Consider the following 17,786-nt stretch of genomic DNA (forward strand, 5'->3'; position numbering starts at 1 on the left):
AATTCTAACCTTTCTTTTATGCCTGTTTATTATCATTTTCAAGCCAGTCAAGTGCATCTTTAATAAGCTCGCACATTCTTTCATACTGTCCTGACAAATACAGATAACCCATAAGTGCCTCAAAGCCTGTCGCCCTTCTATAATCACTTATGGAAGCATTCTTGGCTGATGTGTAGGATTTGGCATTTCTGCCTCTCTTGTATACACTTCCTTCTTCCTCAGTAAGCTTATCTTCAAGATAACCTATCATCTTAGACTGTGACTCAGCCTTGACAATACTGCTTGCAGCCCTGTTCATCTTATTAACCTGTGTATTGCCAGCAGTAACTATCTTAGTCTTTACTACTAAGTCAAATATACTGTCACCTATATACGCAAGAACAAGTGGGGAAAGCTGTCTTGGACTTACACTTTTTAGTCCAAGTACATCCCATATATCACTTGTCAGGTTATCTTTTATGCTCTCTTCCATCTGACACCTTCTCTTGTATCCTCAAGAATAATCCCCTTAGCCATAAGTTCATCTCTTATCTCGTCAGCTCTTGCAAAATTCTTATCTTTTCTTGCCTGCTGTCTTTCAGCGATAAGTGCTTCTATATCTTCATCAAGAAGTTCTTCTTCCTTAATAACCTTAAGTCCTAATATATCCGCAAGTGTAACAATACTTTCCTTTAGTGCTGTTATATATTCCTTAGTATTGTCCTCTGATGAATTAGAATTAGCAAGCTTAACTAATTCAAATACTGCTGATATTGCATCAGCTGTATTAAAGTCGTCATCCATAGCAGCTTCAAATTTACCATAAATGTCTTTAGTTGAATCTATTACCTTCTTCTCATCTTCTGTCATAGCACTATCTTTAGCACTCTTTTCAAGATGTGTAAGATTAGTAACTGCTGTGATTATTCTGTCAAGACCGTTCTTGGCTGCCTCCATAAGGTCATGGCTGAAATTAATAGGATTCCTGTAATGTGCTGAAAGCATAAAAAATCTTAATACCTGTAAATCATATTCCTTTGAAATATCTCTTACTGTAAAGAAATTACCTAATGACTTAGACATTTTCTTATTATCAATATTAAGGAATGCATTGTGCATCCAGTACTTGGCAAACGGAACTCCGTTAGCAGCTTCTGACTGTGCAATTTCATTCTCGTGATGCGGGAATATTAAATCCTCACCGCCTGCGTGAATATCTATCTCATCTGCAAGATACTTCTTAGACATTACAGAACACTCTATATGCCAGCCCGGACGTCCTTCACTCCAAGGTGACTCCCAATAAGGCTCTCCGTCCTTCTTTGGCTTCCATAATACGAAATCAAGTGGATCTTCCTTCTCATCTTCACCTGATACCTTAAGCTTGTGTGCATCATCTCTATGTCCAGCCTCTAAATCATCTATATTCTTCTTAGAAAGCTTTCCATAACCCTCAAAACGTCTTGTTCTGTAATATACAGTACCATTCTTCTCATAGGCATAACCTTTATCGATAAGTGTCTTTATCATATCAATCATACCGTCAATTTCCTGTGTAGCAAGAGGATGTGTTGTTGCTGGCTTAATATTCATTCCAGCCATATCCTTTTTACATTCCTTAATATAACGCTTAGAGATTTCTTCTGCTGTAACTCCTTCTTCTATAGCCTTCTTAATAATCTTATCATCCACATCTGTAAAGTTAGATACATAATTAACATCATATCCCTTGTACTCAAGATATCTCCTTACTGTATCAAACACTATCATAGGTCTTGCATTACCAATATGTATAAGGTTATACACTGTTGGTCCGCATACATACATTTTAACTTTGCCTTCTTCTAATGGCACGAATTCTTCTTTACTTCTTGAAAGTGTATTATAAATCTTCATAATAACTTTGATCCTTTCTTTATGTCGGTAAAATTAATCTTCTATTCTTCTATATTTCTTGGCTCATTAACAAGATTTTCAAGATGTGCGATACGTTTCTTAAGCTTCTTATTCTGCTCCTTAAGATATTCTATATCGCTCATAACCGGGTCTGGAAGATGTATCTGGTCAAGATCTTCAAGCACTCTTACATCACCTCTCATAACAACTCTGCCAGGGACACCTACAACTGTTGAGTTAGGTGGCACATTTTTTAACACTACTGAACCTGCACCTATCTTACAATTATCACCTATAGTCACAGAACCTAATACCTTAGCACCTGCACCAACCATTATGTTGCTTCCAAGTGTCGGATGACGTTTGCCCTGCTCTTTGCCTGTTCCACCAAGCGTAACTCCCTGATAGAGTGTTACATTATCTCCTATAATAGCAGTTTCACCGATGACAACACCATGTCCGTGGTCAATAAATAACCCTTCGCCAATAGTTGCACCTGGGTGGATTTCTATTCCTGTCTTTCTTGCTGTTCTTTGTGACAGCTTTCTTGCTCTGTAGAAATGCCCTTTCTTATAAAGCTTATGGGCTTTTCTGTACTTTAACAATGCCCAGAAGCTTGGATAAAGGAACACTTCCATTTTACTTTTAATCGCAGGATCCCTATCCATAATGACAGCCATTTCCTGCTTTATAAAATCTAAATATTTCATATCTGATAACTTCCTAACTAATTAATCTTAATCTATTATATGATATTTAATCACAATCAGATATGCTGAATTCCTAATAATTACTCAATTGTAATCCTGTGACCAGACTTACTCCTGTGTTCTTCTTGCAGCACATCCATTACAGCCGCTGCAACAGTTAGTCATATCCGAATCACCATATATATAATTAGACACTGACACAAGACTGCATATAGCCTGTGAGGATATGCCCTCACCTGTTCCTGTAAAGCCAAGACCTTCTTCTGTTGTCGCCTTTACATTAACACAGTTGACATCAATCTTTAATGCCTTTGCAATATTCTCTCTCATAGTATCTATATAAGGACGCATTTTAGGCTTCTGTGCAATAATTGTAGCATCTATATTCTCGATTATATAATTATTCTTATCAAGAAGCACACCAACTTCCTCTAAAAGCTTAATGCTTGATATGCCCTTGTAAGCATCATCTGTATCTGGAAAATGCTTTCCTATATCTCCAAGTGCCGCAGCACCTAAAAGTGCATCCATAATTGCGTGTAATAATACATCTGCATCTGAATGGCCTAACAATCCTTTCTCATAAGGAATCTCTACTCCACCGATTATAAGCTTTCTATCTTCAACTAACTTATGAACATCATAACCTAATCCAACTCTCATCTAATAACCATACCTTTCTCAGTACGCATAAGCCTATCAATATCATATCCTTATAAGTAAACCACATTTTAGTAACATTTACAAGTTCCTAATACACATTTATCCTAATGCCACATCTAACATCATCATTATTCCAAAACCTATCGCAAATGCAATTACTCCAATATTAGAATGCCTCCCCTGTGACATCTCCGGAATAAGTTCTTCTACTACAACATATATCATAGCTCCTGCCGCAAAGCTTAAAAGATATGGCATTGCAGGTGTAATTATTCCTGCTGCCAGTATCGTTACGAATGCAGCTACAGGTTCAACCACGCCTGACAGAAATCCATACAGAAATGACTTTCCCCTGCCAAGCCCGTTAGCTCTTAGCGGCATTGATATAATAGCTCCCTCTGGGAAATTCTGAATTGCTATTCCAACCGACAGCACAAGTGCCGCCATTGCTGTAATTCCTGAATTGCCAAGCAGAAAGCCCGCATACACAACACCAACTGCCATCCCCTCAGGTATATTATGAATTGTCACTGCAAGGACAAGCATAGTCGTTTTTTTTAGATTAGTTCTTGGTCCTTCCGAAACCTCACTATTAATATGCAGATGAGGCGTTATATTATCAAGCAGCAGCAAGAACAGCATACCAGCCCATAAACCGACAAGTGCCGGCACGAACGCAAATCTTCCCATACCTTCTGACTGTTCAATTGACGGAATAAGCAGACTCCATACAGAAGCTGCAACCATAACTCCGGATGCAAAGCCTGTAAGGCTTCTTTGTATCCCATCTTTCATATTCTTCCTCATAAAAAACACACAAGCTGCTCCTAGTGTTGTTCCCAATAAAGGAATTAACACCCCATATACCGCCTCAATTCTCATATTTAATATTCACTTTCCTTTCTTAGCCTTTTCTTCTCACGCATTGTTGAAACAATGTGATGAATAGCCGCAACCGGATGATGAAACATCATTCTCGGTCCTGAAAATCTCATTACTGCTTTTATCTTTCCCCTCATCTCCTGATTATAGCAATGTACCTTGCAGTTAGCACAGAATGTCTTAGTTTCCATAAATGGGCATTTATCACTTCTTAATCCTGCATACTCAGCAAGCTCCTGACACTCAGCACACAAGCCATTTTTATTGATACTGCCCTTATTATATTTATTATGATGATTTTTCTTACAATATAACGCTATCATATAAGAAACCATCTGCTTCTCTTTTTCTCTCTTTTTATTAATATCTGTCTTTTTCATAATTATTAACTCATTCGCCCATTCTCTACGGAATATATCTTATCCGTAATTCTCATAGTTGACTGTCTGTGTGACACCAGCACAACCGTCTTATTCTGTCTTTCCTCATTAAGCGATTTAAGGATAGCCGCCTCGTTAAGACTGTCAAGATTGCTTGTAGGCTCATCTAAGAGTATTAAAGGTGCATTATGAAGAAATACCCTCGCAAGTCCTATACGCTGTTTCTCTCCTCCCGAAAGTGTATCTCCCAATTCTCCTACAGGTGTATCATAGCCCTGTGGAAGCGACTGTATAAAATCGTGTATGGAAGCTTTCTTGCAGGCATTCACAATTTCTTCATCTGTCGCATCAAGCTTTGCAATTCTTATATTGTTCTTTATGCTGTCGTGAAACAGATGTGTATCCTGTGTCATAAAACCTTCCATATCCCTTAAGTTAGAAGTGTTAATATTCTTAATATCACTGCCTGAAATACTTATTCTTCCTTTATCTGTATCCCAGAAACGCATAAACAGCTTAAGAAGCGTTGACTTTCCGCTTCCGCTCTTTCCTATTATTCCAGTTATTTCACCCTTCTTAATATCAATACTGAAATTATCAAGTATAGTTTCTTCTCCATAGGCAAATGTAACATCTTCCGCATTAATACCTTCAAATTCAATTTCTTTATTACCCGTAAGTTCCTCTATAACCGGTTCTTCATCTAATATATCAAGAACTCTGTTACCTGCCGCAAATGTACTCTGCAATGTACTTCCTAACGCCGCCAGCGCCACTGCCGGTCCAAATGATGAGAATAATGCAATAGTAGTAAGGAGTACACCATCAAAGCCTATAATACCGGCATAATAAAGCTTAACACCTGCAAGAAGCATAATTATGTCAAATACCAGTATACACACATTAGTAACCGCTGTATTAACACCAGACACATTCTTCATTCTTCTTGCATCTTCTGATAAATCATCCGACCTGCCATTCATAAGTTCAAGTCGTTTAGCACCATTGCCATACTGTATTGTCTCAGAAGCACCTCTTAGGCTTTCAAGCACGAAGCTGCTGAGTTCTCCCGACTTAGTTCTGTATCTTAAACCATCATCTCCGCTTGCCTTAGATGCAATAAGCGGTATCGCAACACCTACACATATATATGCTATAAGTGCAATAAGTGCCAGCGACCAGTGAAATGAGCCTATATAACAACACATAATTATTGTATACAATACAGCTATCGCAATAGGTGATATTGTATGTGCGTAGAACACCTCAAGAAGCTCTATATCCGAAGTTATTATAGATATAAGGTCGCCTCTGTCCCTGCCCTCAAGCCTTGCTGGACAAAGCTTTCTTAATGCCCTGAATACTTTATCTCTTATTATTGCAAGTAACTTAAATGCTATAAAATGATTACACGACTGTTCTGCATATCTGAAACCTGCCCTTACAAGTGCGAACACAATTACGCACACGAATATCACACCAAGTGTGAGTCCTGTATCATACCCTGATACATCGAGTATTGCATAACCACCGAATATTGTTATAAAAGAAGCACATAAATGTCCTGCAAGTCCCATAAGAATTGCCACCGCCATATAACCAGCAAGCGGTTTTACAAGACCTATAAGCCTTAACATTACATTTAATCCACTACGTCCGGATTTTCCGTCTGAACTATTAACAATATGCTTATTATTATCCACCTTGCCCATATTTATGCCTCATTTCCTGATGTTCTTTTTTCAACATCATCTTTAAAACCATAATTCTCAAGCTCATACTGTACATTCCATAATCTTGAATATACTCCATTTTTTGCTAAAAGCTCATTATGCTTTCCAGCCTCTGCAACTCTGCCAGCTTCAAGCACATATATATTGTCTGCATTAACTACATTAGCAAGTCTGTGAGATATAAGAATCACTGTTTTAGTCTTTGCAAGATTAAGCACCTCTCTCATAATATCGTCTTCGCTCTCCATATCAATGTTAGAAGTTGCCTCATCAAATATATATATATTTCTGTCATGCATAAGTGCCCTTGCAAGTGCAAGTCTTTGCCTTTGTCCACCCGAAAGATTAGAAGCCTGTTCATTAAGCTTCATATCAAGTCCGCCCTCAGACATAACAAAGTCATATAGATTAACTCTTTTAAGAACATCTAACATATGCTCATCTGTCGCTTCCGGATAAGCAACAATAAGGTTATCCCTTATCGTACCTTTAAACAGATAGCTCTGATGGCTTATATATGTAACATTTTGCATTAGTGAAGCCTCGCTTATATCAGAAAGCTTCTCACTTCCAATCCTGATATCTCCTATATAACCCTTATTGCGGTGCATAAGTATTCCTGCAAGCGTTGATTTACCACAGCCGCTCTCACCGACAATCGCTGTAAAGCTCTTATCAGAAAATGTCATATCAACACCTTTAAGAATTTCCCTGTCTTTCTCATACGAAAAATGTACATTTTTTAATTCTATATTTTCATTGGCCGGAAACTCATTGCTTCCTTTATCCTCTTCCTCAAGTGCAAGAAAATTAAATATCTTATCACTTGCCGCCATTCCATTCATAGCTATATGAAAGAATGAGCCAAGCTGTCGCATTGGAATAAAAAAATCCGCTGATAAAAGTATAATCAGAAGACAGCCTGCCAGATTAATATTACCATCACTAAACTGCGTCACAGAAAGAATAATTCCAAGAGCTGCTCCTCCATATGCAACAAAATCCATTATTGTAATAGAATTAAGCTGCATTGTAAGCACTTTCATTGTTATCTTTCTGAACTTTTCTGACTCCTCGTTCATCTGTATGTTCTTATAATCATCTGCCTGATATATCTTTAAAGTTGTAAGCCCTTCAAGATTTTCCAAAAATGTGTCGCCAAGAGCTGTATATTGTGACCAGTATTTAGATAAAAGCTTCTTGGCCCAGGTCTGCACAAATGCAATTGATATTGGTATAAGTGGTACGCATATAAGCAGAACTACTGCCGAAACCACATTTATAGTGCATATGCAAACAAATAATGTAAGCGGTGCAAGCATAGCATAAAAAAACTGGGGCATATATGCTCCAAAATATGTTTCAAGCTGGTCTACACCTTCAACTGTAACCTGTACAAGTTCTGATGTCTTAACCTTCTCATTATATGATGCTCCCATACGAAGAAGCTTTTCATATATCATCTGTCTTAAATTTCTCTTTACTGTCTTAGATGACAGATAGCTCATCTTTGATGAACCAATATTACAAACTGCCCTTACAATAACGCATACTATAAGACTTATCACCATAGCTGCCATACTAGAAAAATTATATTTTCCTATTCCACTGCCACCGTCTATAAGGCCCGCAATAAATGTTGTTATTATCGTCATAAGCACAATATTAGAAACCAGAGCCAGCCATTGGAATATGACATTTCCTGCTATATATTTTTTACTCTCAGGTATTGTCTGAATTAATTGTTTCTTTATCATCGATACGTCCTCTCTAATTACAGTTAGTGTTATTAAACTTAATTATAATTTATCTTAATATCACGCATTATGTCAAGATGCAAAGTATTACCATTTTATAAATAAAAGGAATGTGCAAAGCACATTCCTGCGCCGAGCATAGTCGCTTGCGGCAAACTACTTCTTCGTGCGAGTGCTCATCATCGGCACATAGTGCCTTTTATGTAATAGGAAATTCTAATAGAATTTCCTATTACATAAAAAAATCCCCTTATGAGCCGTTCTCTCATAAGGGGCAAAATTCATAGCTGCTTATGCTATGATGAAAGGAGGGAGAATTCACCTATAATTAAAATAATTGATGAATTCGATATGAAAAAAAATAATCTTGTAAAAAGTATTTGTAATGGTGTATTTAAAATAGCATATTGTATTTGATTTTTCAAGATGTTTTATGTAATTTCACCGATATTTACAATAACAACGTATTTTACTTGTGCACATTTCACAATCAGTCCACAGATACTACACAATTAAACCACTATTTTTGTAATAAAATTACATAAAAAAAAGAACGCAAACGCGTTCTTTTACAGTAGTAGCGAGAGAGGGATTTGAACCCACGACACCACGGGTATGAACCGTGTGCTCTAGCCAACTGAGCTATCTCGCCATATATTATATTGTATGCAAACCACATACATTAGGACTTAATGTCCTAAGTGGGACCTACAGGGCTCGAACCTGTGACCCTCTGCTTGTAAGGCAGATGCTCTCCCAGCTGAGCTAAGATCCCGTTCGCTTTGTTAGTGTTTCGTGTCTCACGAACACTGCTTCGCTATTATAATATTAAAATGCACTATTTGTCAACTACTTTTTTCAAAAAAACGCAAAAAAAATACATTTTTTTCTTTTTTTATTATCTGTAGAAAAAATGGCTTGTTTTGCGGCACTTACAGACTTTTATACCAGTGCATTCAATATACAAAATAATAACTGCCACATATTCATATACATTTAATGTGGCAGTCATTATTATAATTATAGTTCTTATTTAATCTGACAATGTTACTTATATACACATTTATCTGATATATACGATTTATACATTAATCTGAGCCGTAAGACCAAGTATATCTGAGTTATCATCAAGTATTGGCTTAATAACATCTGCAAGGTATTCATCAACCTGCTCTCTTGAACGTCCAACATACTTAATTGGGTCAAGCTTAGCCTGAAGCTCTTCAAGAGTAACTCCAAACATTGGATCATCTGCAATAAGCTCAAGAAGATTATTATCAAGACCTTCCTGCTTAACTCTCTTGCCAGCTATCATTGAAAGTTCTCTTATTCTTTCGTGAAGTTCCTGTCTGTCTCCACCAGCCTTAACTGCATCCATCATAATGTTCTCTGTAGCCATAAATGGAAGCTCTGCCATCATATGCTTAATAATAACCTTGTCATATACAACAAGTCCATCAACAACATTAAGGTAAAGATCAAGTATTCCATCAACTGCAAGGAAGCCTTCTGGTACAGAAAGTCTTTTATTAGCTGAGTCGTCAAGTGTTCTTTCAAACCACTGTGTGCTTGATACTATAGCTGGGTTAAGGGCATCACAAAGTACATAATCTGCAAGTGAAGCCATACGTTCACTTCTCATAGGATTTCTCTTATATGCCATAGCTGATGAACCTATCTGTGACTTCTCAAATGGTTCTTCAACTTCCTTAAGGTGCTGTAATAATCTTATATCATTAGAGAACTTATGTGCTGATGCAGCAATGCCTGCAAGAACATTAAGAACTCTTGTATCAACCTTTCTTGAATATGTCTGTCCTGATACTGGAACACACGCCTCAAAGCCCATCTTTGTGGCAATCTTCTTATCTATCTGACGAATCTTATCCTGATCTCCATTGAATAATTCAAGGAATGAAGCCTGTGTACCTGTTGTTCCCTTACAGCCTAAAAGCTTCATTGTTGATAATACATAGTCAAGATCTTCTAAATCCATAACTAATTCATTAAGCCATAATGTCGCTCTCTTTCCAACTGTTGTTGGCTGTGCTGGCTGAAAATGTGTGAAAGCAAGTGTAGGCTGTGCTTTATATTTGTCAGCAAACTTAGAAAGTTCGTTAATAACATTAACAAGCTTCTTACGAACAAGCTTTAAGCCCTCTGTCATAATTATGATATCTGTATTATCACCAACATAACAAGATGTAGCACCAAGATGAATTATTCCCTTAGCCTTAGGACACTGAAGACCATAAGCATATACATGTGACATAACATCGTGACGTACTTCCTTCTCACGCTTCTTCGCATCTTCATAGTTAATGTCATCCTGATGAGCCTTAAGTTCATCAATCTGCTCCTGTGTGATTGGAAGTCCTAATTCTGCCTCTGTTTCAGCTAATGCAATCCATAACTTTCTCCATGTCTTAAACTTCATATCTGGAGAGAAAATGTACTGCATCTCTTTGCTTGCGTATCTTTCTGCAAGTGGTGTCTGATATCTGTCGTTCATTCCTGCAATCCGCCTTTCTTAAATTGTCATAATTCTTATAATTGTAGCCGGCTATTATTAACCATCAATACAGCATATATAGAATATACTGAACACTACTTATTAGATTGTACCATATATATTCTATTCATTCAATATGATGTCAGTCCTCTTTTATTTTTCCCTTTTCAACATTTGGCTTGATAAAATTGTTATACGCATAATCCCACAAAGTCTCTGAACCATCTTTAGTATTCTCATTCCTTTTAAGTATCTGATTTAAATGGACACACTTTTCTTCCCAGCTTCTTCCACCAGAAGCATTATTAAGCATTACAGGCTGTATATTATCAAGTGTCCTTGCAAACTTTGCCTCAGGTGTCTTTCTTTCCTCGAATTCGTCCCAAAGCCCTCTCATATATTCAGCCTGGTCACTTGGAAGAAGCCCGAATATTCTATCTGCAGCAGTTAATTCTCTCTGTCTCTGTGTCTTCTTGCCATCCTCATCATATGCGTAAGTATCACCAGCATCAATCTCTACTATATCGTGTATAAGAAGCATTGTCATAGTCTTTAACACATCAATCTTTTCATTAGAATACTCGCTTAACAGCACCGCCATAATTGCCATATGCCACGCGTGTTCAGCATCATTTTCTTTCCTTGAAGCATCTGCAAGATATGTCTGTCTTCCTATAAGTTTCTCTTTATCAATCTCCTCTATAAATTTAATCTGTTTAATTAATCTGTCCTGATTATTATTCTCTTGATTATTATTCTGTTTATCGTCTTGATTATTATTAATCTTGTAATTATTATCCTGACCGCTATTCTTCATTAATTATTCTCCCCGGTATTAATATTGAAATTTTAAAAAACGTGCAAAGCATATTCCAATAGCAAGCATAGTCGTTTGTGACAAACCATATCATCGCATGAATGTATATCATCGGCATATAGTGCTTTTTTACGTAACAGTAAATTCTACCGTGATTCCCTATTACACAAAAAGGGAGGGCTTTACCCTCCCAATCCGGTTATTTTAACCCATCTCGCCACGAATATCTATTTCTGGTGGTTCAATTGGATAATTACCTGTAAAGCAGGCATCGCAGAAGCCTGTCTGATTACATATCATTTCACTTAATTTATCTGTTTCAAGATAGCCAAGAGAATCTGCTTCTATGTACTTGCAGATTTCATCAACCGTTCTTCCTGATGCTACAAGCTGATCCTCTGATGGTATATCAGTACCAAAATAGCAAGGATGAAGGAATGCTGGAGAACTTATTCTTACATGTACCTCCTTAGCCCCCGCCTGTCTTAAAAGATTAACAATTCTGCGGCTTGTTGTTCCTCTTACAATAGAATCATCTATCATAACCACTCTCTTGCCTGCGACTTCCTCTTTCAACACGTTAAGTTTAACCTTAACGCTAGACTCTCTCTGCTCCTGCTTTGGCTTAATAAATGTTCTTCCGACATAATTATTCTTTATAAAAGCATTACCATAAGGAATACCTGACTCCATAGAATAACCAAGTGCTGCTGGATTTCCTGATTCTGGAACACCGACAACCAAATCTGCTTCTACTGGATGTGTCTTTGCAAGTATACGACCAGCATTAACTCTTGATTCATATACTCCCATACCATCTATCCTGCTGTCAGGTCTTGCAAAATATATATATTCAAATATACACCTTGCTGTATTCTTCTGGCAGAGTGATGTATCTGAATGTATCCCATCTTTAGTTATTGTAACTATCTCTCCTGGTAATACATCTCTTATAAACTCAGCACCTACTGTATCAAGTGCACAGGTCTCTGATGATAAGAAATATGTATTGTCTCTCTTTCCTATACAAAGAGGCTTGAAACCAAATGGATCTCTTGCTCCGATAAGCTTTCTAGGACTCATCACTATAAGCGAGTATGCACCCTTAATCTTCTTCATAGCATTTTTAACAGCTTCTTCTACCGTAGGTGTATTAAGTCTTTCTCTCGCTATTAAATACGCAATAACTTCTGAATCAATTGTAGTCTGGAATATAGCACCTGTATATGAAAGTTCTTCCCTTAACTCAACCGCATTAAGAAGATTACCATTATGTGCCATTCCAAGCGTACCCTTAACATAATTTAATACAAGTGGCTGTGCATTTTCTCTTGTAGAACTTCCTGCTGTAGAATAACGGACGTGTCCAACACCGATGTTACCCTTTAACTTCTCTAAATTCTCAGAATTAAACACTTCATTCACAAGTCCCATATCCTTGTGGGAAAGGACCTTTCCCTTAGGGCCTTCTGTATCACTCACAGCGATACCACAACTTTCCTGTCCTCTGTGCTGTAATGCAAACAAGCCATAATATATCGTTGACGCAACATCTCCGCAATCGAAGTCATATGCGCCAAACACTCCACATTCTTCGTGAAGCTTTCTGTCATCAATATAACTGTCGTTCATATATACCTCTGTCTTAGTATTCGTATTAGCAATGTAATTAAATTAGAAATCTTCACCTGTAAGAAGCTTATATGCCTCTTTGTACTTTTCTACTGTCTTGTTAATGATATCATCTGGAAGAAGATAATCACTATCAGGGTTAGCAAGAAGCCAGTTTCTAACGAACTGCTTATCGTAAGATGGCTGTCCCTGTCCTTTCTTGTATCCTTCTAATGGCCAGAAACGTGAGCTGTCTGGTGTAAGCATTTCATCACCGATTACAACTTCGCCATTCTCATCAAGACCAAATTCAAACTTAGTATCAGCAATAATAATTCCCTTGCTTAAAGCATATTCTGCACACTTCTTATAAAGTGCTATTGTAGCATCCTTAATCTTAGTTGCATATTCAAGCCCCCTACCTGGGAACTTCTTCTCTAACACTTCAATACTCTGCTCAAATGAGATATTCTCATCATGGTCACCAACCTCAGCCTTAGTACTTGGTGTATAGATTGGCTCAGGAAGCTTCTCTGACTCTTCAAGACCTTCCGGAAGCTTAATTCCACAGACTGTACCATTCTTCTGATAGCTTGCCCAGCCACTTCCTGTTATATATCCTCTGACGATGCACTCGATTGGAAGCATAGTTAACTTCTTGCACATCATACTTCTTCTTGCATACTTTTCATTCTGGAAGAATTCCGGCATATCATTAACATCAACAGATATCATATGATTAGGAATAACATCCTTAGTATAATCAAACCAGAATTTAGACATCTGAGTAAGAATTGCACCCTTATCTGTGACCTTATTCTTTAAAATGTGGTCAAATGCTGATATACGATCTGTTGCCGCTATAACAAGCTTATCTCCTATATCATACACTTCTCTTACTTTGCCTTCATAAAGTAACTTAAACTTTTCCATGATCGCATCCATCCTTTTAAATTATAGTAATAGTGAATTTAATTATACACTCAACAACTAAAAATTATATAACAGTACACTACCAAAATCAATAGACAATACTTGCATATTATTCTTAAAAATTGTATTATTATAGAAAATCTTTATACAATATGTTTTATTTATTCAACTTTTTTATGTATTCAGATTATTATTATACGCAATTGTAGATGGAGGATTGTACTATGAATGATGGAATTGAAAAAAGACGCTATAACCGCCACAAGGCGAATTTAACATTAAATGTGTCTAAGCTTTTTAAGCAGGATTACATCAATATAAGAAATCTCGACTCACCTATAAATATAACTGATATATCAAAAGGTGGAATCGGCTTTCGCTCAAAAAGCATTTTACCTTTAGATTTCTATTTTGATGCTGTGTTACAGTTAGATGATGAAAAAGACCCAATAAACTGTGTTGTCAAAATCATCCGCTGTCAGCCAGTAGATAACTCAGACCTCTACGCATACGGCTGTGAATTCGTAGGAATGTCACCCGTCACAGGTGACACTGTAGACAACTACAGCTCACACACCGAGCCCCCACAAGCCTAATAACCCAAGTGAAATAATTCACACTAAACAGTGGAATAACCCACACAGAATAACCCCAAACATATAAATCCAAATATATATTTTAGTATATTTTCATCAAAAAAGAGAGGCGGTACACCCCTCTCTTTCTGTTTATCTGTCTATCTCCAAATACATTTAACAAAATATGTTCACCACTCCAGCCCCGCAACATCGCAGTCCGCCAACACACAGATTGGAGAAACCGGCGGAAGCATAAAAAGACGATGGGGAGCCGCCGGCACTTAAGCGCTGTCCTTTAGCGCTTTAGTACCGCTGCGAGCGACACTCAGTGCAAACGTGTCTTTGTTGCTTCCGCCGATTTCTCAAATCGTCCGTCCGCCGTCCGCCGCACTCTGCACCTTGCCTCTTCCCACATCGTCTTTGTTAAACATATTCCCAAAATCTACAGCAACTCTTTTAAAAGCTTATTAACCATACCCGGATTAGCCTTACCCTGCATAGCCTTCATAGTCTGGCCTACAAGGAATCCAATAGCCTTCTCCTTACCTGCTCTGTAATCAGCTACTGACTGTGGATTATCAGCTATAACCTTCTCAACTGTTGCCTTAAGTGCACCTTCGTCATTAACCTGCTTAAGTCCATTTTCATCAATATACTTATCTGGATCAATGTCCTCGTCAAATATCTTCTCGAATATTTCCTTAGCAACATTACTGTTAATAGAGCCCTCATCTGCAAGCTCAATAATTCTTGCAAGACTCTTAGGTGAGAATGTGATATCCTCAGGATCCATATTCTTTTCCTTTAAAATACGCATAGTCTCTGTAATAAGCCAGTTAGATACTTTCTTTGGCTTATTGCATAAGGCTGTTGTTTCTTCAAATATATCAGCAAGCTTCTTAGAATCTGTAATCATATTGATATCATAATCAGGAATTCCGAACTCTTCCTTATAACGAAGCATTTTCTCATCCTTAAACTCTGGCTGTGCTTCCTTAATAGTATCAAGCCATTCTTCGCTTATGTGGATTGGTACAAGGTCTGGATCTGGGAAATATCTGTAATCCTGTGCATCCTCTTTAGAACGCATAGCATAAGAATATTCCTTATCATCATTCCATCTTCTTGTTTCCTGAACAACCTGTCCACCAGCTTCAATTATATCTATCTGTCTGGCTGTTTCAGCCTCAATAGCTCTCTGGATAGCTGAAAATGAGTTAAGATTCTTAGTTTCTGTTCTTGTACCGAATTCAGTGCTGCCTTTTTCTCTTACAGAAAGATTGACATCAGCTCTCATGGAACCTTCCTGTAACTTGCAGTCAGATGCTCCAAGATACTGGATAGTATTTCTTAACTTAGTAAGATAAGCAATAACCTCTTCTGCATTTCTCATATCTGGCTCAGATACGATTTCTATAAGAGGCACACCTGAACGGTTATAGTCTACATAGGATACATCCTCCCACTCATCATGTATAAGCTTACCTGCATCCTCTTCCATATGAATCTCGTGGATTCTTATAGACTTTTCTGTTCCATCTTCAAGCTTTACGTCTACATGTCCATCACGGCATATAGGCAGATAAAGCTGTGATATCTGATAATTCTGTGGATTATCAGGATAGAAATAATTCTTTCTATCAAACTTGCAGTCTCTTGTTATAGAGCAGTTAGTTGCAAGACCAACCGCCATAGCATACTCTACTACCTTCTTGTTAAGAACTGGAAGAGAGCCTGGCATACCTGTACAAACAGGGCATGTGTGTGTATTAGGTGCTCCACCAAATGCTGTTGAACAGCCGCAGAATATCTTAGTCTTTGTAGCAAGCTCAACGTGAACTTCAAGACCAATAACTACTTCATAATCTTTCATTGCCTGACCTCCTCCTTATTCAAATCTTCCTCGTGCCTGCTCATATGAGTATGCAGCACGTATTATATTATTTTCCTTAAAGCAGTCACCTATAAGCTGTACACCTATTGGAAGCCCCTTAGAGTCCTTTCCACAAGGTACACTTATTCCTGGAAGACCTGCAAGGTTAACTGATATTGTATATATATCGCCAAGATACATCTTGATAGGGTCTGCTAAAGATGAGCCTATCTTAGGTGCAGTTGTTGGTGCAACAGGTCCAAGTATTACATCATACTTTGCAAATGCTTCATCAAATGCTTTCTTAATAAGAGCCTTTACTCTTAATGCTTTTAAATAGTAAGCATCATAATAGCCTGAGCTGAGTACGAATGAACCAAGCATTATTCTTCTCTTAACCTCAGGTCCAAAGCCCTCTGAACGTGTCTTCTTATACATATTGTGAAGACCTTCATACTCACTTGTCCTGTAACCATACTTAACGCCATCGAATCTTTCAAGGTTAGAGCTTGCCTCAGCGGCAGCTATTGTATAATAAGTAGGTATAGCGTACTCTACAAGGCTTAAGTCGAATTCTTCAACTATGGCACCCTTTTCTTCAAGCACCTTAGCTGCCGACATAACAGCTTCCTTAACCTCAGGATCAAGTCCATCTCCAAAGTAATCTCTTGGAATACCTATCTTAAGTCCCTTAACATCATCTACTAAAGCCTTTGTAAATGCTGTATCTTCTCTCTTTACTGATGTAGAATCCTTATCATCCTTTGCTGCTATTACCTCCATAATAGTAGCACAGTCTGTTACATCCTTACATAATGGTCCTATCTGATCAAGTGATGAACCATAAGCTATAAGTCCATATCTTGAGACAGTACCATAAGTAGGCTTCATACCTACAACACCACAGTAAGATGCAGGCTGTCTTATAGAACCACCTGTATCTGAACCAAGTGCCGCAAAGCATTCATTTGCTGCAACTGCTGCAGCTGAACCACCTGATGAACCACCAGGAACGTGCTCTGTATTTCTTGGATTCTTAGTTGCTCCGAATGCACTTGTTTCTGTTGTTGAGCCCATGGCGAACTCATCCATATTAGTCTTACCGATAATAACTGCACCTGCCTCCTGAAGTCTTATAACTGCTTCAGAAGAAAATGTTGGAACAAAGTTACCAAGTATTTTAGAAGAACATGTTGTAAGCATGCCTTCTGTACACATATTATCCTTAATAGCAAAAGGTACACCAGCTAAAGGTCCCGTAAGCTTTCCAGCCTTGATATCATCGTCAGCCTTAGCTGCTGCCTGTAATGCTTTTTCCTTGTCAAATGTCACATAGCAGTTAAGCTTGTCTTCAGACTTTTCAATCTGGGCAACAACAGCCTGCATAGCTTCTACCGCTGTCACTTCACCTGCCTTAATCTTTGCAGCAAGTTCAACGGCTGTACAATCTAATAAACTCATA

At 37.8% G+C, this 17,786-nt stretch carries 15 protein-coding genes and 2 tRNA genes; 1 reads left to right on the forward strand and 16 read right to left on the reverse strand.

Features of this window, described 5'->3' with window-relative positions:
• Positions 1 to 16: 16 nt before the first annotated feature.
• From C7390_RS08580 to C7390_RS08645, 14 genes are all read right to left on the reverse strand, one after another.
• Positions 17 to 472, reverse strand: coding sequence for a Mini-ribonuclease 3 (locus C7390_RS08580; protein WP_022502767.1), 456 nt, complete (start codon positions 470 to 472; stop codon positions 17 to 19).
• Positions 457 to 1,875: a cysteine--tRNA ligase gene (cysS, locus tag C7390_RS08585; protein ID WP_090140256.1), complete on the reverse strand. Its 1,419-nt coding sequence runs from the start codon at positions 1,873 to 1,875 to the stop codon at positions 457 to 459. The genes C7390_RS08580 and cysS overlap by 16 nt, the downstream gene beginning before the upstream one ends.
• A 41-nt stretch (positions 1,876 to 1,916) precedes the next feature.
• Positions 1,917 to 2,585 carry a serine O-acetyltransferase EpsC gene (epsC, locus tag C7390_RS08590; RefSeq protein ID WP_022502769.1) on the reverse strand — a complete coding sequence of 223 codons (669 nt, stop codon included), beginning with the start codon at positions 2,583 to 2,585 and terminating at the stop codon, positions 1,917 to 1,919.
• Between the two features lie 108 nt (positions 2,586 to 2,693).
• Positions 2,694 to 3,248, reverse strand: a complete 555-nt coding sequence (ispF, locus tag C7390_RS08595; protein WP_022502770.1) for a 2-C-methyl-D-erythritol 2,4-cyclodiphosphate synthase — start codon at positions 3,246 to 3,248, stop codon at positions 2,694 to 2,696.
• A gap of 99 nt (positions 3,249 to 3,347) precedes the next feature.
• Positions 3,348 to 4,130 (reverse strand): ZIP family metal transporter, encoded by a 783-nt coding sequence (locus C7390_RS08600; RefSeq protein WP_116443999.1) that lies wholly within the window; start codon positions 4,128 to 4,130, stop codon positions 3,348 to 3,350.
• A gap of 2 nt (positions 4,131 to 4,132) precedes the next feature.
• Positions 4,133 to 4,510, reverse strand: a complete 378-nt coding sequence (locus C7390_RS08605) for a nitrous oxide-stimulated promoter family protein (RefSeq protein ID WP_022502772.1) — start codon at positions 4,508 to 4,510, stop codon at positions 4,133 to 4,135.
• A gap of 5 nt (positions 4,511 to 4,515) precedes the next feature.
• On the reverse strand, positions 4,516 to 6,222 hold the full coding sequence (gene cydC / locus C7390_RS08610) for a thiol reductant ABC exporter subunit CydC (protein ID WP_318295628.1): 1,707 nt from the start codon (positions 6,220 to 6,222) through the stop codon (positions 4,516 to 4,518).
• 2 nt (positions 6,223 to 6,224) lie between these two features.
• A complete protein-coding gene (locus tag C7390_RS08615) occupies positions 6,225 to 8,000 on the reverse strand; it encodes an ABC transporter ATP-binding protein/permease (protein ID WP_116444000.1) in 1,776 nt (591 codons plus the stop codon).
• A 578-nt stretch (positions 8,001 to 8,578) separates the two neighbouring features.
• Positions 8,579 to 8,652 (reverse strand) — tRNA-Met (locus C7390_RS08620).
• Between the two features lie 50 nt (positions 8,653 to 8,702).
• Positions 8,703 to 8,775 (reverse strand) — tRNA-Val (locus tag C7390_RS08625).
• A 306-nt stretch (positions 8,776 to 9,081) separates the two neighbouring features.
• On the reverse strand, positions 9,082 to 10,512 hold the full coding sequence (gene purB, locus C7390_RS08630) for an adenylosuccinate lyase (RefSeq protein WP_055176397.1): 1,431 nt from the start codon (positions 10,510 to 10,512) through the stop codon (positions 9,082 to 9,084).
• Between the two features lie 142 nt (positions 10,513 to 10,654).
• Positions 10,655 to 11,329, reverse strand: a complete 675-nt coding sequence (locus C7390_RS08635) for an HD domain-containing protein (RefSeq protein WP_116444001.1) — start codon at positions 11,327 to 11,329, stop codon at positions 10,655 to 10,657.
• Positions 11,330 to 11,533: 204 nt separating this feature from the next.
• Complete coding sequence (gene purF, locus C7390_RS08640; protein WP_116444002.1) at positions 11,534 to 12,961, reverse strand: amidophosphoribosyltransferase; 1,428 nt, start codon at positions 12,959 to 12,961, stop codon at positions 11,534 to 11,536.
• 42 nt (positions 12,962 to 13,003) lie between these two features.
• Positions 13,004 to 13,873 carry a phosphoribosylaminoimidazolesuccinocarboxamide synthase gene (locus C7390_RS08645; protein ID WP_022502777.1) on the reverse strand — a complete coding sequence of 290 codons (870 nt, stop codon included), beginning with the start codon at positions 13,871 to 13,873 and terminating at the stop codon, positions 13,004 to 13,006.
• Positions 13,874 to 14,097: 224 nt separating this feature from the next.
• Here C7390_RS08645 and C7390_RS08650 point away from each other — a divergent pair, with 224 nt between their 5' ends.
• A complete protein-coding gene (locus C7390_RS08650; RefSeq protein ID WP_318295629.1) occupies positions 14,098 to 14,469 on the forward strand; it encodes a PilZ domain-containing protein in 372 nt (123 codons plus the stop codon).
• A 424-nt stretch (positions 14,470 to 14,893) separates the two neighbouring features.
• Here the strand turns inward: C7390_RS08650 and gatB are convergent, their stop codons facing one another.
• Together gatB and gatA are read right to left on the reverse strand one after the other, a co-directional pair.
• Complete coding sequence (gene gatB, locus C7390_RS08655) at positions 14,894 to 16,324, reverse strand: Asp-tRNA(Asn)/Glu-tRNA(Gln) amidotransferase subunit GatB (protein ID WP_116444004.1); 1,431 nt, start codon at positions 16,322 to 16,324, stop codon at positions 14,894 to 14,896.
• A 15-nt stretch (positions 16,325 to 16,339) separates the two neighbouring features.
• The gene (gene gatA / locus C7390_RS08660; protein ID WP_116444005.1) at positions 16,340 to 17,785 is read right to left on the reverse strand and encodes an Asp-tRNA(Asn)/Glu-tRNA(Gln) amidotransferase subunit GatA; all 1,446 of its coding nucleotides are present in this window, start codon (positions 17,783 to 17,785) and stop codon (positions 16,340 to 16,342) included.
• Position 17,786 lies beyond the last annotated feature (1 nt).

The sequence above is a fragment of the Bacteroides galacturonicus genome, from assembly GCF_003096855.1.
Taxonomy (GTDB): Bacteria; Bacillota; Clostridia; order Lachnospirales; family Lachnospiraceae; genus Lachnospira; species Lachnospira rogosae.